This window comes from Pseudomonas sp. TWP3-1 (assembly GCF_049896625.1).
Lineage (GTDB): Bacteria > Pseudomonadota > Gammaproteobacteria > Pseudomonadales > Pseudomonadaceae > Aquipseudomonas.
Genome location: NZ_JAFCUQ010000009.1, coordinates 129,192 through 150,139 on the forward strand (window position 1 = coordinate 129,192; position 20,948 = coordinate 150,139).

Annotated in this window: 18 protein-coding genes; 15 read left to right on the forward strand and 3 right to left on the reverse strand. The window is 59.3% G+C overall.

Annotated features, from left to right (window positions below; genetic code table 11):
- Positions 1-192: 192 nt before the first annotated feature.
- Positions 193-552, reverse strand: a complete 360-nt coding sequence (locus tag ACP7BN_RS14630; RefSeq protein ID WP_426204957.1) for a DUF6124 family protein — start codon at positions 550-552, stop codon at positions 193-195.
- A gap of 620 nt (positions 553-1,172) precedes the next feature.
- Here ACP7BN_RS14630 and ACP7BN_RS14635 point away from each other — a divergent pair.
- The 15 genes from ACP7BN_RS14635 (at position 1,173) to ACP7BN_RS14705 (ending at position 18,911) form a co-directional block, all read left to right on the forward strand.
- The gene (locus ACP7BN_RS14635) at positions 1,173-4,301 is read left to right on the forward strand and encodes an Ig-like domain-containing protein (protein ID WP_426204959.1); all 3,129 of its coding nucleotides are present in this window, start codon (positions 1,173-1,175) and stop codon (positions 4,299-4,301) included.
- Between the two features lie 201 nt (positions 4,302-4,502).
- Positions 4,503-6,632 (forward strand): flagellar biosynthesis protein FlhA, encoded by a 2,130-nt coding sequence (gene flhA / locus ACP7BN_RS14640; protein ID WP_426204960.1) that lies wholly within the window; start codon positions 4,503-4,505, stop codon positions 6,630-6,632.
- 11 nt (positions 6,633-6,643) lie between these two features.
- The gene (gene flhF, locus ACP7BN_RS14645; protein WP_420647988.1) at positions 6,644-7,984 is read left to right on the forward strand and encodes a flagellar biosynthesis protein FlhF; all 1,341 of its coding nucleotides are present in this window, start codon (positions 6,644-6,646) and stop codon (positions 7,982-7,984) included.
- Between the two features lie 113 nt (positions 7,985-8,097).
- Complete coding sequence (gene fleN / locus ACP7BN_RS14650; RefSeq protein WP_003222917.1) at positions 8,098-8,928, forward strand: flagellar synthesis regulator FleN; 831 nt, start codon at positions 8,098-8,100, stop codon at positions 8,926-8,928.
- Positions 8,925-9,665 carry an RNA polymerase sigma factor FliA gene (fliA, locus tag ACP7BN_RS14655; RefSeq protein WP_011333070.1) on the forward strand — a complete coding sequence of 247 codons (741 nt, stop codon included), beginning with the start codon at positions 8,925-8,927 and terminating at the stop codon, positions 9,663-9,665. The genes fleN and fliA overlap by 4 nt, the downstream gene beginning before the upstream one ends.
- Positions 9,666-9,832: 167 nt before the next feature.
- Positions 9,833-10,204 (forward strand): chemotaxis response regulator CheY, encoded by a 372-nt coding sequence (locus ACP7BN_RS14660; RefSeq protein ID WP_008072643.1) that lies wholly within the window; start codon positions 9,833-9,835, stop codon positions 10,202-10,204.
- A gap of 22 nt (positions 10,205-10,226) precedes the next feature.
- Complete coding sequence (locus ACP7BN_RS14665) at positions 10,227-11,015, forward strand: protein phosphatase CheZ (RefSeq protein WP_420647989.1); 789 nt, start codon at positions 10,227-10,229, stop codon at positions 11,013-11,015.
- A 54-nt stretch (positions 11,016-11,069) separates the two neighbouring features.
- Complete coding sequence (locus ACP7BN_RS14670) at positions 11,070-13,334, forward strand: chemotaxis protein CheA (protein WP_426204964.1); 2,265 nt, start codon at positions 11,070-11,072, stop codon at positions 13,332-13,334.
- A gap of 49 nt (positions 13,335-13,383) precedes the next feature.
- On the forward strand, positions 13,384-14,520 hold the full coding sequence (locus ACP7BN_RS14675; RefSeq protein WP_426204966.1) for a protein-glutamate methylesterase/protein-glutamine glutaminase: 1,137 nt from the start codon (positions 13,384-13,386) through the stop codon (positions 14,518-14,520).
- Positions 14,520-15,260 carry a flagellar motor protein gene (locus ACP7BN_RS14680; protein WP_420647992.1) on the forward strand — a complete coding sequence of 247 codons (741 nt, stop codon included), beginning with the start codon at positions 14,520-14,522 and terminating at the stop codon, positions 15,258-15,260. The genes ACP7BN_RS14675 and ACP7BN_RS14680 overlap by 1 nt, the downstream gene beginning before the upstream one ends.
- 12 nt (positions 15,261-15,272) lie before the next feature.
- Positions 15,273-16,163: a flagellar motor protein MotD gene (gene motD / locus ACP7BN_RS14685; protein WP_420647993.1), complete on the forward strand. Its 891-nt coding sequence runs from the start codon at positions 15,273-15,275 to the stop codon at positions 16,161-16,163.
- Positions 16,164-16,206: 43 nt separating this feature from the next.
- Complete coding sequence (locus tag ACP7BN_RS14690) at positions 16,207-16,995, forward strand: ParA family protein (protein ID WP_420647994.1); 789 nt, start codon at positions 16,207-16,209, stop codon at positions 16,993-16,995.
- A 2-nt stretch (positions 16,996-16,997) separates the two neighbouring features.
- Positions 16,998-17,948 carry a CheW domain-containing protein gene (locus ACP7BN_RS14695; RefSeq protein WP_426204968.1) on the forward strand — a complete coding sequence of 317 codons (951 nt, stop codon included), beginning with the start codon at positions 16,998-17,000 and terminating at the stop codon, positions 17,946-17,948.
- An 84-nt stretch (positions 17,949-18,032) separates the two neighbouring features.
- Positions 18,033-18,518 (forward strand): chemotaxis protein CheW, encoded by a 486-nt coding sequence (locus ACP7BN_RS14700; RefSeq protein ID WP_108226832.1) that lies wholly within the window; start codon positions 18,033-18,035, stop codon positions 18,516-18,518.
- Positions 18,519-18,911, forward strand: a complete 393-nt coding sequence (locus ACP7BN_RS14705; protein WP_420647996.1) for a DUF2802 domain-containing protein — start codon at positions 18,519-18,521, stop codon at positions 18,909-18,911.
- A 130-nt stretch (positions 18,912-19,041) separates the two neighbouring features.
- On the opposite strand, the gene ACP7BN_RS14710 is transcribed toward ACP7BN_RS14705, so the two are convergent.
- Positions 19,042-19,371 carry an EscU/YscU/HrcU family type III secretion system export apparatus switch protein gene (locus ACP7BN_RS14710; RefSeq protein WP_426204970.1) on the reverse strand — a complete coding sequence of 110 codons (330 nt, stop codon included), beginning with the start codon at positions 19,369-19,371 and terminating at the stop codon, positions 19,042-19,044.
- The gene (locus tag ACP7BN_RS14715; protein ID WP_426204971.1) at positions 19,368-20,939 is read right to left on the reverse strand and encodes a flagellar hook-length control protein FliK; all 1,572 of its coding nucleotides are present in this window, start codon (positions 20,937-20,939) and stop codon (positions 19,368-19,370) included. The genes ACP7BN_RS14710 and ACP7BN_RS14715 overlap by 4 nt, the downstream gene beginning before the upstream one ends.
- Between the last annotated feature and the right edge of the window lie 9 nt (positions 20,940-20,948).

Genomic DNA, 20,948 nt, shown 5'->3' on the forward strand with positions numbered 1-20,948 from the left:
AACGGGGCGGCGGTTTTTTTATGCCTGCAGATATGTGTTGGCTTTGAAACCGCCATCGCGGGCAAGCCCGCTCCCACAGGTTTCACGTCGTTTGGGAAGTATGTGCACACCACGAATCACTGTGGGAGCGGGCTTGCCCGCGATGACGTCAGCAGCCACAACACTTCATTCAAGGCTTGTCACAGGGGCCTACTACTGCGGCAACTCCAGGTTAGCCAGCACCCGATTCACTGCCAGCTCCCCGAGCATGATCAGTTGCGTGACACCCAAGAGCGTCCTGCGCTGCGACGCCGGCAAGAGGTAGGCGAAGTCATTGGCGATGGTTCTGGCCGAGGCGAGTGTTTCGCAGGCATCGACCAGCAGCTCCTCGTTTTTGCAGTCGGCGGTAACGGCGTACATCCCGCGGGTCTTGCGTGGAGGTGGAGGGGAGCCGGGCGGGCAGAGATAGTGATCGAGGGCGCGGTCGGCGGCTTCGTTGAGTTTTCTTGATTCGAGGGATTCGTAGGGCGAGGTGGGGTCGATTTCGGGCGGGTTTGGTGTTGGTTTGATCATGGTGAGGCTCCTGAGGTTATGGAGCCACCCTTTCCCTGTCGCTAAACAAGTGAAGGTGGCAGCTGTACGCAGGTTAGCGAACCGGTCACAGGCACCCCGGTAGACCCAAAGGTCTCCCGCATACAGCCGCCATAACGTAATTGCGGGCGAATAGTCCCACAACGAAGCCACGAACGCTGGTGCACTGAGATGGTCCGAGTCGCTAAACCCGATCGCTGATTCGTCAGCGACCGACCCACAATAGAACCCGACCCCAAAGCGCACAAGCCGGCCGATTCTGGCGTACGTGTAGGCAAAGGCGCAAGGACGCGTGGCTTTGCGGACACGGCTTTAAACACTATTCAACGGTTTCGTCGAATTGGGCTTAAACAAAAAAATCGCGCTCCCGGTTGAAGAGGAAGGGGGGAGGCTCGGGTGGAACCTGTCAACTAAATTTGTTCCTTTTTTCCTGCTCTTTTTCCTACTGCATCCCCAAAACGTGCACTTCGACACATTCAACCTTTGGTCTGAAAAGCGCCTCCACCTGTTACTTCTGACAGTGGTCGAATCACCTGCAGCAACATTCAATGAACTCCCAGGTTTTGGAGCTGAACGCTCCAAGAATGTTCAGGAGAGTTCTCATGATTCAGATAATGGTGATGCCTATAGCGGAAGATATCGACGATGCACAGGTCGATGTCCTCTGCTTCCCCGCTACAGGCGTTTTTGGATCGTCCGCTTTAAATCCTCCCTATATTCCGGGACAGTTCGAAAACATTGATTTCGAACCGGCTCAGGTCGGCGTTAACGGGCCTATGTTGCACGTTAGTGCAGCAGGTCTTCTGGTGTTGGTTCAGGCTTATCTGAATATGGACCAGGGGGATTCAATACGTTTGTATGTCGGCTCGAATCTGGTTGCTTCAACGGTATTACCTCTGGATCACGGCAATCGTGATATCGGGTTGCGAATTCGTGCAGACAAGCTCTACCCGGGCGTGCATCTGCTGCGATACGAAATTGCCCGGAAAAGCGGTCAGCTCCCAGAGGGCGCGCAGATGTATGTCTGGTCCAAACCGCAGCCGCCCGGTGGCATTGATCCGGAGCCGGATAATCCTGGTCATCAGGGGCTCCCTCCTGCGCAGTTGCAACTACCGCCCGGGAAGGTAATCGATAAGGAAGTCGCTGAGCAGGGTGTAACGGCGAGCATTTTGCCTTGGTTCGATATGACCCAAGGGGATGTTCTATCGCTCTTTTTTCACGGCGTATTGATCCAGCACACTGTGCTTAAAAGCGAGGTCGGTAAGCCCGTAGATGTTTTCATTACGCCGCAGCATATAGCGGACGCGGGGCCAGCGAATCCCGCGGTGTTGGTCTATCAACTCAGGGATCAGGTAGAGAACTTCAGTAGTTTTTCCGAGCGCACTACGGTTGTCAGTGATCCTGGCGTTAATTGGCTGGACCCGGTGTTCGTTCCGCTGGCCAACGAAAAAGATCAGGTCGGTCTTGATGAGGTCGGTTTTGATGAGCTCGCGGTCGAGATCGTTACGCGTCCGGGGTTCGCGTTGAGAGAGAAGCTTTTGCTCCGATGGCTGGCCACAACGGAAAATGGGGAGGTGGTCGAGCACAGCGAAGAGCAGCCGATTACTCGGCTGGGTATCCAGTCTTTCAAAATTCCAAACGAAATTGTGCGAGTCAGTGCTGACAGCATGGTGCGGCTGGATTACTTGCGTACGAGAACTGACGGCACGCAAGATCCGGCTGAGCGTTATTTCCTTCGCGTGCTCGGAGAAAGCTTGCGCTTGGCAGCACCTCGTATGCCGCAACTCATCGGAGGCTTCCTGGATTCCTCATTGACCCAAGCTGTCGTTGAATGCGGCCCCGACGCGCGGATAAAAAAAGGATTCCGGGTCACGCTGAGTTGGGTGGGGAAGACGGCCTCTGGGCGCGAGCATTTGTATCAGACTTTTCGTAACGTCAGCGACCGGCTGGTAGGGAAAGTCATACCATTTAACATCGCCGCGAAGGATATCGGCCTGTTAAAACACGGTTCTGTTGCGATTTGTTTTGAAGTGAGTGATCCCTCTTTAAATCCTGCGCTGGTCTCCGGAACGCTGCTCGCCCGGGTAGATGATCTCGACGCAACTTTACCAGGGCTGACGGTCGACGGCGTTGTCGCAGGTGTGCTGAAGCCCGCAGATGTGCCTTATGGCACCGATATCCGGATTCCAGCAGCAAGTGATACTCGGTTGGGGGACGTGGTGCATGTTGAGGGGCGTGGAGATAACAATGATGTTGTATACCGAGATCGGTTGCTGATCAATCACGGAAAGGAAGGTAAAAATCTTGATTTCTGGCTAGATGATCACGCTATCGAGCGCTATTTGAATCAGTTCTTCAGCTTGCTTTGGTGGATTGAGCGGGCAGGCGCGTTGCCGCAGTCCTCGAGTGCTCTCGAACTGTTTATAGGAGATCCGAAGTTGGCATTGCAGGCGCCTAGGGTTTGGCGCGCTCTGCGTGGGATTCTCAATCCTCTGGAGAACAATCAAGGCGCTGTGGCCTGGGTGCATCTGGCGGACCCGCGCCCGGGTACTAAGGTGCTGTTGAGGGTCAAAGGCACAGCGGGTGCCGGTTCCCCGGTTTTCGTCCCGCAGTCGCTGGATGTGGATAATCGCGCCGGGTTTACGTTGAGCCCAGAGTTCGTTGCGGAAAATCTCGGTCGTAAAGTCGTGATCGACTACGACGTATTGGGTGGCGTCAGGCCTATCACGTCCCCCGCGTTGGAACTGACTGTACTGAAAATCGCTGATCAGGATGCCGGGCTCGTCAAACCGGTGATAGTTGAGGCTGGTGGTACTCAGTTTATCGACCTCAGAACAATGTCCAGCGATTTGACTTGCTCGATCCCGTTACCACTACCAATTGCAGTAGTGGGGCAGAAGGTCTGGATTGAGATTTCCGATTCGAAGGGCGCTGCGTTGCGTGTGCGAGATGGTGTTGCATTGAATGACGCGGAAATTTCTAAAGGCATCACTGCCAAGGCTGATCTGAAGTGGTTTGCCGCTCTCGATGATCTTTCCCGTTGCGAACTGACTTGCAAAATTGCGCTGCGTAGCACAGACACGGAAGCAACGGCGCTGATATTGCCGCTGACGTCCTACACGGTAAAGGTCACGCCAGCCTTGGCGATCGAAGGCTCCGAGATGTTATTGGATGGCTTGAAGGTGGTGGGTGGCAGCGCTTACGGTTTGCAGGAGCGGGAAGTGCCTCGTAATACGGCGACGCGGATACCGACCGGGGGGCGGGAACCTTACACCTATCGGGTTGCCAATCCTGCCTTGGCAACAGTGGATAGCCTCGGCAAGGTCAAGGGGCTAAAAAATGGTTTGACCAAGATTATGGTGACGGATGGCGCCGGGGCGCAGGTTTCCTACCCGGTGCGGATTTTAAACGTGTATTGGTTGCTGCTTAACGATGCATATATGACACCGCCTGAAGCAAGAAATTGGCTAAAGTCTGTCGGTGCAACTGAGATATACAACGGCGCTGGCGTTCCGCTGGGTTTCAATCTACCGACGCAAAATTTTATTGATGTCTATCCGCTTTTTGGTGGTCGCGGTCTTGCTTACGGACGATTTTTTTCGTCGAATCTGACTTACCCGGATTTGTACGTCATAGAGACCTCCCTAACCGTAAATGGCGGGTTAGGCGCGGGCAACCACTCGCTCACTGAGTCCATTCGCAAGCGTGCCATGGCTTATATCGCTACTTGATGAAGTCAGGGTAAACGGTATTTCGACACCTGATTTTTGGCGCGTACGCACATAGAGAGAAAATCCTCCGTGTGCGTTTTGTTCACGGGCGATTCACGATCTGTTCCCCCCTGACAGCAAAAGTTGGAAGGCTTCTTGCAGTAGCCGCCGTACGTCCGCTCTGGGCGTCAAAAGTTTGCTTTTAAGGAACGGGGAAAACCGGTGGATCGCTCTCAGTTAATCAGCACTGCACGCACAAACGTTGCCGACCTCAGTCGAGGCAATTTGGGCGTGCCGTTGTTGCTGCTGGTCATGTTGGCAATGATGATGTTGCCGATACCGCCGTTCCTGCTCGACGTGTTTTTCACCTTCAACATTGCGCTGTCGATTGTCGTGTTGCTGGTCTGCGTCTACGCGCTGCGACCACTGGATTTTGCGGTGTTCCCGACCATCCTGCTGGTGGCGACGCTGATGCGGCTGGCGCTCAACGTAGCGTCGACGCGGGTTGTAATGCTGCACGGTCAGGACGGTCACGCCGCCGCCGGTAAGGTGATCCAGGCCTTCGGTGAAGTGGTGATCGGCGGTAACTACGTGGTCGGTATCGTGGTTTTCGCGATCTTGATGATCATCAACTTCGTCGTGGTAACCAAAGGTGCCGGGCGGATTTCCGAGGTGAGCGCGCGCTTCACCCTCGATGCGATGCCCGGCAAACAAATGGCGATCGACGCCGACCTCAACGCCGGTCTGATCGACCAGAACCAGGCCAAGGCGCGCCGTACCGAAGTCGCCCAAGAGGCAGAGTTCTACGGTTCGATGGACGGTGCCAGCAAGTTCGTACGCGGTGACGCCATCGCCGGCCTGCTGATTCTGTTCATCAACCTGATCGGCGGCATGGCCGTCGGTATCTTCCAGCACGACATGACCTTCGGTGATGCCGGTCGGGTTTACGCCTTGCTGACCATTGGTGACGGTTTGGTGGCGCAATTGCCATCACTGCTGTTGTCCACCGCTGCCGCGATCATGGTGACCCGTGCTTCCGGTTCGGAAGACATGGGCAAGCAGATCAATCGCCAGATGTTCGCCTCGCCGAAAGCGCTGGCAGTGGCGGCCGGTCTGATGGCGGTCATGGGTCTGGTGCCGGGCATGCCGCACTTCTCGTTCCTCAGCATGGCCGCGCTGGCTGCTGGCGGCGCCTACCTGTTCTGGAAGAAGCAGAACGTGGCCAAAGTCGTCGCGCTGCAAGAGGTCAAGCGTCAGCAGGAACTGCTGCCATCGCCGGCCCGCGCCATGGAAACCAAAGAACTCGGCTGGGATGACGTGACCCCGATCGACATGATCGGCCTCGAAGTTGGCTATCGTTTGATCCCGTTGGTGGATCGCAATCAGGGTGGTCAGTTGCTGGCGCGGATCAAGGGCGTGCGCAAGAAGCTCTCGCAGGATCTGGGCTTCCTGATGCCGACTGTGCATATCCGTGACAACCTCGATCTGGCGCCGAGTGCCTATCGCCTCACCTTGATGGGCGTGATCCTCGCCGAAGCCGAGATCTACCCGGATCGCGAACTGGCGATCAACCCCGGTCAGGTCTACGGCAGCCTCAACGGCATAACCGCCAAAGATCCGGCTTTTGGCCTGGAGGCGGTGTGGATTGAAATCAGCCAGCGCGCACAGGCGCAATCGCTTGGCTACACCGTGGTGGACGCCAGTACGGTAGTGGCGACGCACTTGAACCAGATTCTGTACAAGCACTCCAGTGAGCTGATTGGCCACGAAGAAGTGCAGCAACTCATGCAATTGCTGGCCAAAAGCTCGCCTAAACTGGCGGAAGAGCTGGTGCCGGGCGTGGTTTCGCTGTCGCAGTTGCTCAAGGTGCTGCAAGCGCTGTTGGCCGAACATGTGCCGGTGCGCGACATTCGCAGCATCGCCGAAGCCATCGCCAACAACGCCGCCAAGAGTCAAGATACCGCCGCGCTGGTGGCTGCGGTGCGGGTCGGCGTTTCGCGTGCCATCGTCCAAAGCATTGTAGGGACTGAGTCCGAGCTGCCAGTTATCACGCTGGAGCCAAGGTTGGAACAGATATTGCTCAATAGTCTGCAGAAGGCGGGACAAGGCTCGGAAGAGGGCGTTCTGCTGGAGCCGAGCATGGCCGAGAAGCTGCAGCGTTCGTTGATCGAAGCGGCGCAGCGTCAGGAAATGCAAGGTCAGCCGGTTATCCTGCTGGTAGCAGGCCCGGTGCGCGCGATGCTCTCGCGCTTTGGTCGCCTGGCAGTCCCTGGACTGCACGTGCTGGCCTACCAGGAAATACCGGATAACAAGCAAGTGACGATCGTTGCGACAGTAGGGCCCAACGGCTGAGGTAGTGGTACATGCAAGTTAAGCGTTTTTTCGCCGCCGATATGCGTCAGGCCATGAAGCTGGTTCGTGATGAGCTGGGCGCTGATGCCGCCATCATTGGCAACCGCCGCATTGCCGGCGGTGTCGAGCTGACGGCCGCGCTCGATTACAAATTGTCGGCGCTGGCTCCGCGTGTTCCGAACATGGAACTCGAAGATGAGCTGCGCAAGACCCAGTCGCGCATCGTCACCGCCCAGGCCGAGCTGAGCCTGCGTGGCGAAGCCGACGGCAACACCAATCAACAATTGTTTTCCGGGCTGCCGTTGACCGCTGGCCTGCCGCTGACTGCTGCCGAGCCGTTGAGCGAGCCGACTTACGCCGCTCCGGCACGTCCTGCTCCAGCACCTGCGCAAGCCTCCGGCGGTATCGACCCGCGTGCTCTGGACTCGATGCGTTTCGAACTGAACAGTCTGCGCGAGCTGATGGAAGTGCAACTCGGCACGCTGGCCTGGAATCAGCTGCAAGGCAGCCGTCCGGCGCAGGCCAATCTGTATCGTCGTCTGCAACGCATCGGCCTGTCCGGCCCGTTGTCGCGCGATCTGCTGGCGCTGACCACCGAAATTGAAGAACCCCGTCAGGCCTGGCGCATGTTGCTCGCGCACCTGGCGCGGATGATCGCCACCCCGGAAGTCGAGCCACTGGAAGAGGGCGGCGTGATTGCCATGGTCGGCCCTGCCGGCATGGGCAAGACCACCACCCTGGCCAAACTCGCCGCACGCTACGTGCTCAAGTACGGCGCGCAGAACATCGCGCTGGTGAGCATGGACAGTTTCCGCATCGGCGCGCAGGAGCAGCTCAAGACCTTGGGTCGCATCCTCAACGTCTCGGTGACTCACGTCGACCCGGGCCAATCGCTGGTGCAGGCGCTGGATCCACTGCTGCGCAAACGCGTGGTGCTGATCGATACCGCCGGCCTGCAAGCCAGCGATCCGGCACTGCGCATGCAGCTCGAAAGTCTGGCCGGGCGTGGCATTCGCTCAAAAAATTATCTGGTATTGGCAACCACCAGCCAGAAACAGGTTCTAACCGCCGCTTATCACAGTTACAAGCGTTGCGGGCTTGCCGGCTGCATCCTGACTAAACTGGATGAAACGGCCAGCCTTGGCGAAGTGTTGAGCCTGGCGATCAGTCATGAATTGCCGGTCGCGTACCTGACCGACGGCCCACGGATTCCGGATGATTTGCATCTGCCGCGCCGTCATCAATTGGTCAGTCGCGCCGTCAGCGTGCAAATGCAGGAAGAACCCAGCGAAGAAGCCATGGCCGACATGTTCGCTGATATCTACCACAGTCCGACCAAGCAGGTTGGCTGAGGTAATGAACAGTTTTTGTACCTACATCGGTGGTCTGCCACGCATTGTTCCGGTTGTGAACGCGCAGCCAGTAATGTGGCCTCCGTCTATGCAAGACAAGGTAAAGAAATAACATGGGCAGCATGCATCCCGTACAGGTGATCGCGGTGACCGGCGGCAAAGGTGGCGTCGGCAAGACTAACGTTTCAGTGAACTTGTCCCTGGCGCTGGCAGAACTTGGCCGTCGGGTCATGCTGCTGGACGCTGACCTGGGGCTGGCGAACGTCGACGTTCTGCTGGGCCTCACGCCCAAACGCACGTTGGCCGACGTGATCGAAGGCCGCTGCGAGCTGCGCGACGTGTTGTTGCAAGGCCCCGGCGGGATTCGCATCGTGCCGGCCGCCTCCGGCACTCAGAGCATGGTGCACCTGAGCCCGGCGCAACATGCCGGTCTGATTCAGGCATTCAGCGACATCGGCGACAATCTCGACGTACTGGTGATCGACACCGCTGCGGGTATTGGTGACTCGGTAGTCAGTTTCGTGCGCGCAGCGCAGGAAGTGTTGCTGGTGGTCTGCGACGAGCCGACTTCGATCACTGACGCCTACGCGCTGATCAAGTTGCTCAACCGCGATTACGGCATGAACCGCTTCCGCGTCCTCGCCAACATGGCGCAGAGCCCGCAGGAAGGGCGCAATCTGTTCGCCAAGTTGACCAAGGTCACGGATCGCTTTCTCGATGTCGCCCTACAATACGTCGGCGCCGTGCCTTACGACGAAAGTGTGCGTAAAGCGGTGCAGAAGCAGCGTGCGGTCTATGAAGCCTTCCCGCGTTCCAAGTGCGCGCTGGCGTTCAAGGCAATCGCACAGAAGGTCGATACCTGGCCGCTGCCGGCCAACCCGCGTGGGCATCTGGAATTTTTCGTCGAGCGCCTCGTGCAGCAAACGGCAGGGCCTGTTCTATGACCGCCAGCGGTATGAATTTCTACAAGAAGTCGGCACGTGACGCGCAGTACGAGTTGATCGAGCGTTACGCGCCACTGGTCAAACGCATCGCCTACCACTTGCTGGCACGCTTGCCGGCCAGTGTGCAGGTCGAAGATCTGATTCAGGCCGGGATGATCGGTCTGCTGGAAGTCTCGACCAAATACGACGCCAGCAAAGGCGCCAGTTTCGAAACGTACGCGGGCATCCGGATCCGCGGCGCCATGCTCGATGAAGTGCGCAAAGGGGACTGGGCTCCACGCTCGGTTCACCGCAATACCCGTATGGTCAGCGACGCAATTCGCTCGATTGAAGCTAAAACCGGCCGTGACGCTAAAGATCACGAAGTTGCGGCCGAACTCCAATTGAGTCTCGACGATTATTACGGGATTTTGAACGATACCTTGGGCAGCCGCCTGTTCAGTTTCGACGACCTGCTACAGGACGGCGAACATGAAGGGCTGCACGAGGACGGCGCGAGTGCTCATCTTGAGCCGTCGCGCGATCTGGAAGATGAGCGCTTCCAGGCCGCGCTGGCGGACGCGATTGCCAATTTGCCGGAGCGTGAGCGACTGGTGTTGGCGCTGTACTACGACGAAGAGCTGAACCTCAAGGAAATCGGTGAAGTCCTTGGCGTCAGCGAATCGCGGGTCAGCCAGTTACACAGCCAGTGCGCGGCCCGTTTGCGGGGGCGTTTGGGGGAGTGGCGAGCGCGCTGAAGACAGTGTGGGGACACTGTAGAGGAGGCTGGTGCGGTGGTGAACGGCACCGGTCTTGCTCTGTTGTGCTCCAGACAGTCATCGAGTGCTTTGCCGGAATGATTGAAATGGCGCGTCCAGGTGCTGGGCGCGTTTAAGACTGCTTGGAGGTCGAATTGAACAAAGACATGAAAATCCTCATCGTTGATGACTTCTCAACGATGCGGCGGATCATCAAAAACCTGTTGCGTGACCTTGGGTTCACCAACACGGTCGAGGCTGACGATGGCATCACCGCCATTCCGGTTCTCAACAGCGGCAGCATCGACTTTCTGGTAACAGACTGGAACATGCCGGGCATGACCGGTATCGACCTGCTGCGCCACGTGCGCGCCGATGAAAAACTCAAGCACTTGCCAGTGCTGATGGTGACCGCTGAAGCCAAGCGCGAACAGATCATCGAAGCAGCCCAGGCCGGTGTTAACGGCTATGTGGTGAAACCCTTCACGGCCCAGGCGTTGAAAGACAAGATCGAGAAGATTTTCGAACGCATCGGTTGAGAAACTGCGCCACGGGGGAGCTATGGACAACAACGAATCTTCACAGGGCGATTTTGAATCGACCCTGAAAAAACACGCGGTCGAATTGGTCGAAAGCCTTGAAAAGGGCAAGTTCGGCGACGCTGTGCAACTGATCCATGAGCTCAATCAGACCCGTGACCGTGGCCTGTACCAGGAAGTTGGCAAGCTCACACGTGAACTGCACAGTGCGATCGTCAATTTCCAGATTGACCCGAACATGCCGCAGGCCGAGGAAGTGTCGCAAATCACCGACGCAACCGAGCGTCTGGGCTATGTGGTCAAGCTCACTGAAGCCGCGGCCAACCGCACCATGGATCTGGTGGAAAGCGCCACCCCGCTGGTCAACGGCCTGGCTGATGAAGCCCAGAGCCTGAGCGCCGACTGGGGCCGCTTCATGCGTCGCGAAGTCGGGGCTGAAGAGTTCCGCGAGCTGGCGCGTCGGGTTGACGGTTTTCTGGCACGCAGCGGCACGGACAACCGTGCGGTGTCGAGCAACCTCAACGACATTCTGCTGGCTCAGGATTACCAGGACCTGACCGGTCAGGTGATCAAGCGCGTGACCCAACTGGTCACCGAAGTCGAAAGCAATCTGCTCAAACTCGTACTCATGGCCAGTCAGGTTGACCGCTTTGCGGGCATCGAACATGACCGTGCGGCGATGCTCGCTGAAAAAGATCCACAAAAACATCTCTCGCAGGGTGAAGGTCCGCAGATTCATGCCGATAAACGAGAAGACGTTGTGTCCGGTCAGGACGATGTGGACGATTTGTTATCCAGCCTCGGATTCTAGAGTTTTTGAATTTTAGGTTTTTTGGGTTTTTAGACCTGTAGGAGCACCCCATTAATGAGCTTCGGCGCCGATGAAGAGATCCTTCAGGATTTCCTGGTTGAGGCCGGCGAGATTCTTGAGCAGCTGTCAGAACAATTGGTCGAGCTGGAAAGCCGCCCGGATGATGCTGATCTGCTCAACGCAATTTTTCGCGGTTTTCACACTGTAAAAGGGGGCGCCGGCTTCCTTCAGCTCAATGAGCTGGTGGAGTGCTGTCACATCGCCGAAAACGTGTTCGACATCCTGCGCAAGGGTGAGCGTCGCGTTGATGCAGAGCTGATGGACGTTGTGCTTGAAGCACTGGACGCGGTGAACGGCATGTTCACCGAAGTGCGCGAGCGCAGCCCGATTACTGCTGCAACACCTGAACTGCTGGCCGCCCTCGCGCGTCTGGCGGAACCGCAATCGGCTGACGCCGTAGCGGTTGAAGAAGTGGTGGAAGCGCCGGTCGCCGAGAGCGAATCGGGTGACATCACCGATAACGAATTTGAGCAGTTGCTGGACTCGCTGAACGCCGTCAAGGCCGAAGCGGAAGCCCCGGCACCTGCGCCTGCGCCTGCTGCAACTGCGGCGGCCAGCGATGAAATCACCGATGCCGAGTTCGAGTCGTTGCTCGATCAACTGCACGGCAAAGGCCAGTTCGCGGTGGACGCTGTAGCTCCTGCGGCGGCGGCTCCTGCGGCGCCTGCTGCACCGGCCAAAGGCGACAACTCGGACATCACCGACGACGAATTCGAAGCGTTGCTCGATCAGTTGCACGGCAAAGGCAACTTTGCCGTTGATGCGCTGGAATCGGCGATTGCCTCGGTGCCTGCGCAAGCAGTCCCGACGGCGGCCGCTGCGGGCAGCGATCTGATCAGCGATCACGAGTTCGAATCGCTGCTCGACGAACTGCACGGCAAAGGCAAGTTCACTGAAGTCGGCACCGCGTCCGCTGGCAGCACGTCTGCCGTCGCCACGCCTGCCGCCAAGGCCCCGGCCGCTGCGCCGAAGCCTGTCGCCAAAGCGCCTGAGCCGAAAGCCGAAACGCCAAAACCGGCCGCCGCTGCTGCACCGGCTCCGGCCCGTGCTGCGGCTGCTGCACCGCCACCGGAAAAACCGGCGAGCGAAGCCGAGACCACCGTGCGGGTCGACACTGCACGCCTCGACGAAATCATGAACATGGTCGGCGAGCTGGTGCTGGTGCGTAACCGTCTGGTGCGCCTGGGTCTGAACAGCGGCGACGAAGCCATGCAAAAGGCTGTGTCGAACCTCGACGTGGTCACGGCTGACTTGCAGACCGCGGTGATGAAAACGCGGATGCAGCCAATCAAGAAAGTCTTCGGGCGCTTCCCGCGTCTGGTTCGCGACCTGGCGCGTCAGCTGAAGAAAGAGATCATCCTGGAACTGGTCGGCGAAGAAACCGACCTCGACAAAAACCTTGTCGAGGCACTGGCCGACCCGCTGGTCCACTTGGTGCGCAACGCGGTCGACCACGGCATCGAGTCGCCGGAAGAACGCGAAGCCTCGGGCAAGTCCCGTGGCGGCAAGGTGATTCTGGCGGCCGAGCAGGAAGGCGATCACATCCTGCTGTCGATCTCCGATGACGGCAAAGGCATGGACCCGAACGTCCTGCGCGCCATCGCAGTAAAACGCGGCGTGATGGACAAGGACGCAGCGGATCGTCTGAGCGATACCGAGTGCTACAACCTGATCTTTGCTCCGGGTTTCTCGACCAAAACCGAGATCTCCGATGTGTCCGGCCGTGGTGTCGGCATGGACGTGGTGAAGACCAAGATTTCCCAGCTCAACGGTTCGATCAACATCTACTCGACCAAGGGCCAGGGTTCGAAGATCGTCATCAAGGTGCCGTTGACCCTGGCGATCATGCCGACCCTGATGGTGATGCTGGGCAATCAGGCGTTCGCGTTCCCGCTGGTCAACGTCAACGAAATCTTCCACCTCGATCTGTCGACCACCAACGTGGTGGACGGGCAGGAAGTGGTGATCGTGCGGGACAAGGCGCTGCCATTGTTCTACCTCAAGCGCTGGCTGGTCAGCTCCGCCGCTCACGAAGAGCAGCGTGAAGGCCATGTGGTGATCCTTTCGGTGGGCACTCAGCGCATCGGCTTCGTTGTCGATCAACTGGTCGGCCAGGAAGAAGTGGTCATCAAGCCATTGGGCAAAATGCTCCAGGGAACTCCGGGCATGTCCGGCGCCACCATTACCGGTGACGGCCGCATTGCACTGATTCTCGATGTTCCGAGCATGCTCAAGCGTTACGCCGCACGGCGTATTTGAATCCGGGGCGGCGGGGCGACGACGTCCCGCTGCACCTAATGGAGTGTTTATGGCAGTCAAAGTCCTGGTGGTGGACGATTCGGGTTTTTTCCGCCGCCGCGTCTCGGAAATTCTTTCAGCGGATCCGAGCATCCAGGTTGTCGGCACGGCAACCAACGGTAAAGAGGCGATCGATCAGGCCCTGGCCCTCAAGCCGGACGTGATCACCATGGACTACGAGATGCCGATGATGGATGGCATCACGGCAGTGCGGCACATCATGCAGCGCTGCCCGACCCCGGTGTTGATGTTCTCCTCGCTGACCCACGAAGGCGCCCGGGTAACCCTGGATGCGCTGGACGCTGGCGCGGTGGATTTCCTGCCGAAGAATTTCGAAGACATCTCCCGCAATCCCGAGAAGGTCAAACAGATGCTGTGCGAAAAAGTGCACAGCATCTCGCGCAGTAACCGTCGTTTCAGTGCCTATAGCACGCCAGCGCCTGCCGCTGCACCGGCGCCGACACCAGCGCCTGCGCCGGCAGCGTCGAGCTATGGCAGCCACAGTGCTCCGGCGCGTCCGGCACCGGCACCTGCGCCGACGCGTACTTCGGCAGCCAGCGCCTCGTCGCCGGCACCGAAACGCAAATCCTACAAGCTCGTAGCCATCGGCACGTCGACCGGCGGCCCGGTTGCGCTGCAACGGGTGCTGACCCAGTTGCCGGGCAACTTCCCGGCGCCAATCGTGCTGATCCAGCACATGCCGGCAGCCTTCACCAAGGCTTTCGCCGAGCGTCTGGACAAGCTGTGCCGCATCACCGTCAAGGAAGCCGAGGATGGCGACATCCTGCGTCCGGGTCTGGCGTTGCTGGCACCGGGTGGCAAGCAGATGATGATCGATGGCCGTGGCGCGGTGAAAATCTTGCCAGGCGACGAGCGTCTGAACTACAAGCCATGCGTCGATATCACTTTTGGTTCGGCGGCGAAATCCTACGGCGACAAAGTTCTGGCGGTGGTACTCACCGGCATGGGCGCCGATGGCCGTGAAGGTGCGCGTCTGCTCAAGCAGGGCGGCAGTTCGATCTGGGCACAGGACGAGGCAAGCTGCGTGATCTACGGCATGCCGATGGCCATCGTCAAAGCTGACCTCGCGGATGCGATCTACAGCCTCGACGATATCGGCAAGCACCTGGTCGAGGCGTGCGTCTGATGGATGTTCTAAGCCTGATCGGGATCATCATGGCGTTCGTCGCCATCATCGGCGGCAACTACCTTGAAGGCGGTCACCTCGGCGCGCTGGCCAACGGTCCGGCCGCGTTGATCGTGATCGGCGGCACCGTTGGTGCCGCGCTGCTGCAATCGCCGATGAGCGCGTTCAAACGCGCGATGCAGATTCTGGCGTGGATCTTCTTTCCTCCGCGTGTCGACCTGGCCGGCGGCGTTGATCGCGTGGTCAACTGGAGCCTCACGGCGCGCAAGGAAGGCCTGCTGGGGCTGGAAGGCGTGGCCGATGCCGAACCGGACAACTACTCGCGCAAAGGCCTGCAATTGCTGGTCGACGGCGCCGAGCCGGAAGCCATTCGCAGCATCCTCGAAGTGGATTTCTACACTCAGGAAGCACGCGACATCGAAGCCGCCAAAGTCTTTGAAAGCATGGGCGGCTACGCGCCGACCATCGGCATCATCGGTGCGGTGATGGGCCTGATCCACGTGATGGGCAACCTTGCCGATCCGACCCAGTTGGGCAGCGGCATCGCCGTGGCGTTCGTCGCGACCATTTATGGCGTGGCCAGTGCCAACCTGATCCTGTTGCCGGTGGCGGCCAAATTGAAGTCAATCGCGTTGCGGCAGTCGCGTTATCGCGAAATGTTGTTGGAAGGCATTTTGTCGATCGCCGAAGGTGAAAACCCTCGCTCCATCGAGTTGAAGCTTCAGGGCTTCATGGATTAAGGGACTAACCTCATGGCACGTCGTCGCCACCAGGAAGAACACGTAAACCACGAGCGCTGGCTCGTGTCGTACGCTGACTTCATCACTTTGTTGTTTGCGTTCTTCGTGGTCATGTACTCGATTTCGTCTATCAACGAAGGCAAGTACAAAGAGATTTCCGAAGCGCTGGTCGGGGTGTTCAAGGACTCCGATCGCGCGCTCAAACCGATCCCGATTGGCGACGAGCGACCGAAGACCGTGACCCCGGCCAAGCCGCTGGTCAAGGACGCCGAACAGATCGATGCCGGTATCGCCGGGGCCAGCGATCCGCTGAAAAGCATCGCCGACGACATCAGCGCTGCATTCGGCGATCTGATCAGCTCGAACCAGATGACCGTGCGCGGCAACGAGCTGTGGGTCGAGATCGAACTCAACTCCAGCCTGTTGTTCGGCAGCGGCGACGCCATGCCGAGCGACATCGCGTTCAACATCATCGACAAGGTTGCGGCGATCCTCAAACCGTTCGACAACCCGATCCACGTCGAAGGCTTTACCGACGATCAACCCATCCGTACCTCGCAGTACCCGACCAACTGGGAGCTGTCCTCGGCGCGTTCGGCGAGCATCGTCCGGATGCTGGCGATGCAGGGCGTAAACCCTGGCCGGCTGGCCTCGGTCGGCTACGGCGAATTTCAGCCAGTGGCCAATAACGCTACCGCCGAAGGCCGGGCGAAAAACCGGCGCGTGGTGCTGGTGGTATCGCGCAACCTCGATGTGCGCCGCAGCCTGACAGGCACCGGAACCGCCAACGCGAAACCGGACGCCGCATTGAAGCGTGCTGGCACACAAACTGCACCGACCCCGGTCAAGACGCCGGGACGCGAGAGTGCCGTCAATTCTCCGTCGCCCGCATTAATACGCTGAGCTATGTCTCGGTCGAGCATATCGGCCGGGAGGAACGATCCGAATGAGAGTCTGGGCAGTCGCCAATCAAAAGGGTGGTGTTGGTAAAACCACATCTTCCATCGCTTTAGCCGGGTTGCTGGCGGAGGCGGGCAAGCGCGTGGTCGTGGTCGATCTCGACCCGCACGGCTCGATGACCAGCTACTTCGGTTACGACCCCGACAGTCTGGAACACAGCAACTACGACCTGTTCCTGCACAAGGGCAGCGTGCCGCAAGGTCTTCCCGGTCAGTTGCTGCTGTCGACCAGCGACGCACGCATTTCCCTGCTGCCCTCAAGCACCGCGCTGGCCACCCTCGAGCGCCAGTCGCCGGGGCAGAGTGGCTTGGGGCTGGTGATCGCCAAGAGTCTGGCGCAGCTGTGGCAGGACTTCGATTACGCGGTGATCGACAGCCCGCCGTTGCTCGGCGTGTTGATGGTCAACGCATTGGCCGCGAGCCAGCAATTGGTGATCCCGGTGCAGACCGAGCACTTGGCCGTGAAAGGTCTGGAGCGCATGGTCAACACCCTGGCGATGATCAACCGCTCGCGCAAACAGGCGCTGCCGTTCAGCATCGTGCCGACCCTGTTCGACCGCCGCACACAAGCTTCGATGCATACCCTGCGCGTGCTGCGCGACAAGTTTCCCGAGGATATCTGGCAGGGTTACATCCCGGTCGATACCCGTCTGCGCGACGCCAGCCGGGCCGGTGTCACGCCTTCGCAATTCGACGGCAAGAGCCGTGGCGTGCTGGCCTATCGCGCGCTGCTCAAGCATCTGCTCGCGCAACAACTTGTTCCGCAGGTGGCTTGAGTATGAATCGGCCGGTGAAGTTGACGTCGAAGCCGCAAATGGCTTTGCAGTCGTATCTGGACAGTTTGTTGGAGGAAATTCCCGACGAATTGCCGGTGGAGATTGCGGCGCAGCCTGAGGTGGTTGAAAGCGCCGAAGCACTGGATGAATTCCAGGCTGCAGTGCTGGAAGAGCAGGCGCGTGATGCCGAGAAAGCGGCTAGGCCTGTTGCGCCGGTTGCTGCGCCTGCTGCGGTGACCAAGGCGCCGGTGGTGTTGCTGGAAACGGCAGAGCCGCCGCGCTTGGCCTCGACACTCGCACCGCTGTTGCAAACTCAATTGATGCAGGCTGCACCTGAGCCGGTCGAACCGACGCCGGAACCGGTAGCACCCGAACCAGCGCCGGTCGTTCAGGCTCTGGTTCCGCCACTGGTCGAAGTGCATCTGCCGCCCAGCAATCCACCGCCGCCGGTAGACATCGACGGCCGTCCGGCCTGGGCCTCCGAAGCCTTCGAATGCCTGCTGTTCGATGTGGCCGGGTTGACCCTGGCAGTGCCGCTGGTATGCCTCGGCTCGATCTATTCACTGGCCGGTCACGAGCTGACGCCGCTGTTCGGTCAGCCGGAATGGTTCCTCGGGATTCTGCCGAGCCAGGCCGGCAACCTGAAAGTGCTGGATACCGCGCGCTGGGTCATGCCGGATCGTTATCGCGATGACTTCCGTCAGGGCTTGCAGTACGTGATTTCGGTACAAGGCTACGAGTGGGGGCTGGCGGTGCATCAGGTCAGCCGCTCGTTGCGTCTGGACCCGAATGAAATCAAATGGAGAAGTCATCGAGGTCAGCGGCCATGGCTCGCCGGCACGGTGATTGAACACATGTGCGCCTTGCTTGATGTCGCAGCCCTGGCCGAGTTGATCGCCAGCGGTGGGGCAAAGCACATGTCCGGCAGTAAGCCGAACCACAAACCGACATAACACTTACATAACAGACTACGCCGGCACTCAATGCCGGCACACGAGACATACACCGCCAGGCGCGGTATTTCGAGGGGCTAGGGTATGAACGACAAGGCGACGGCGGCAAAGGGTTCTGAAGATCCGATCCTGCAATGGGTAACCTTCAAGCTGGACAACGAAACCTACGGCATCAACGTGATGCGCGTTCAGGAAGTCCTGCGCTACACCGAAATCGCTCCGGTTCCGGGTGCGCCAAGCTACGTGCTGGGCATCATCAACCTGCGCGGTAACGTGGTCACCGTGATCGACACCCGTCAGCGCTTCGGCCTGAACAGCGGCGAGATCAGCGACAACACCCGTATCGTCATCATCGAAGCCGACAAGCAAGTGGTCGGGATCATGGTCGACAGCGTGGCTGAAGTGGTTTACCTGCGTCAGTCGGAAATCGAAACCGCGCCAAACGTCGGTAACGAAGAATCCGCCAAGTTCATTCAAGGCGTGTGCAACAAGAACAACGAACTGCTGATCCTTGTCGAACTGGACAAGATGATGAGCGAAGAAGAATGGTCGGATCTGGAGAACATCTGATTGATTCTTGAGGTTGCGGTCATTGTCCTGTTCCTCTTCTGGGCAGGCACGCTGGCGATGTTTGTGGCGTACATCAAGGCGCAGCGAGTGATCACTGCGCAACAGGCCGAGGGCGATGCGCTGCGTGATCAGCGCATCAAGGATCTGGCCAAGCGTGTCGACGACTACCAGAACGGCACCGTGCGCATGGGCGACGCCCTGCACGAACTGCGCGCGGTAGTCGGGCCGATACCGGACAAACTCGCTCAGCTGGAACAGCGCGACCCGTCCAGCCTGTCATTCGCTCAAGCGGCGAAACTGGTGGGAATGGGCGCGAGTGTCGATGAACTGACTCAGTCCTGCGGGTTGACCCAGGCTGAGGCGGAATTGATGCGCAAGTTGCACAAGAACTGATTTTTGCGATCTGTTTCAAATCGCCATCGCGGGCAAGCCCGCTCCCACAGGATTAGCGGCGTTCACACATTTTGTGTACGCCACCTATCCCTGTGGGAGCGGGCTTGCCCGCGATGGCGTCTTCGAAACCTCAATAATCCTCGCCACGCTCGGTGATGTCTTTCTCGACCATCGGCGCATCCGGGTCTTGTCCTGCCGGGAATTTGCCCTTCAGGTTCCAGGCAAACGCGATGATCTCGGCGATCGTGCGGTACAGCTCTTCCGGGATGCTGTCGCCCAATTCCATGCGCGCCAACAAGCGCACCAGCTCGGCGTTCTCGTAGATCGGCACTTCATAGTCGCGGGCGATGCGCAGGATTTCTTCGGCGAGTTCTTCGTCACCCTTGGCAGTGAGCGTCGGCGCGTGGTTGCCATCGTATTTGAGGGCGATGGCCTGGCGTGGAGCGCTGGAATCGTTCATGCGGTTTCATCCACCCAGCGTTGTTCGAGACGGGTCTGGTTGCCTTGCGGCGGGCTGCCGAGGTGGCAGTCGAGGTCGCCGACGTTCAGCCCGGAATCCAACAGGCGCTGGCGCAGTGCGGCCAGATTGCTTTCGATCAGGCTCGCGGTGTACGGCCGCTCGGCCCACAGCTGACTGGACAAGCTGCCGCTGCTCAACTGCGCCTGAATCTGCATCGGCCCCAGCGGTTCCATGTCGAACGCCAGATCGACGCGCCACAGTTGTTTTTTCGGTTCGCGATCATCGCGGCGCTGTTCGTTCTGCTCTTCTTTCTCAGGCGCTTCTTCGCGCTGGAACTTGACCTGCAACGGCACGATGTCCTGCAGATTGCGCATCGGAATTTCCAGTTGCCAGGTACTGAGCAGTCGACCGTCATCGGTGACACCGGTCTGTTCCAGGCTGGACAGCTGATGGCTTTGCAGGCGCGACACCGCCGCAGCGGCGAGGCGCAGCAAGTGCTCCAGATCACCTTCGCCATCCTGACTTTGCAGCAGCCGATCCGGCAGCGGGAAACTGCTCGGCACTGGTTTGGCGCTGACCTGACCGAGCATGCCCAGCGCGTTGCGCACGAAACTCGGCATTGCCTGCGCCAGGGTGTTGGCGGCGAGGATTGCATTCAGATTGGTGTTGCCGGGCAGGCCAGGCGTGAGTTGCGCGATCAGCTTGAGCAGATCGGCCTTCATGTCAGGGGCCAGCATCGGGTTCTGCCCGGTCAGCAGTTTGGCTTCGAGAAACATGCCGCTGTTGGCCAGTGCCATCGCCAGACCTTTCGGCGTGCTCAGTTGCTGCACGTCGGGCAGGCCGGCGAGCAGTTTGTCGACCGCTGCGCGCAAATCCTGGGTGGTTTGACTGTCGGCGGGCAGGCTCTGCAAGAGTTTGAGCAAGCCATCGAGCGAGCCTTGGCGGCTCTGTTGACTGACCAGTTGCTGGCTGACTGCCAACTGTTCCTGACGATTGCTCAGCGGCAGAAATTTCAGGGTTTGCGTGTCCTGCACCAGCGCTGACAGCAAAGTGCCGATACGCAGCGGTTGCGGACTGTCGATGCTCAACGTGCTGCCGCTCAACGCGGTGTTGAGCAGGCTGACCATCGAGCGAAACACCGTTGGTTGCCCCGGCGTTTGCGGCAGCGCCTGCGAGGTCAGCACTTTGCCTTGCAGAAGGGTGCCGACCGGCAATTGCGCGGTGTCGATACGCGTGAGGGTGGCGACGCTGCTGGCAATCGCCTGCTGCACGGTGATCGCCAGATTACCCGCCGATGGCTGGGTGATCGCCAGACTGGTGCCCTGCGGCAACGGTTGGGTGCTGGTGGCTTGCACGGTGGTCTGGCGGCCGCTGTCGAGCGTCACTTTGAGCAGCAACTGAAAGGTCTGGTCGGCCTGCTTCAGCGACAACACCTCGGCCTTGGCGCTTTGCCCGGCGCCGATCAAACCTTCGACCGGTGTCAGCAGCTTGAGCAACTCACCCACCTGCGGGCGAACGGTCGCCGGGGTGGTGGGCGGGAGCGGGAGGATGTTCATTTCGCCTGTCATACGCGGACA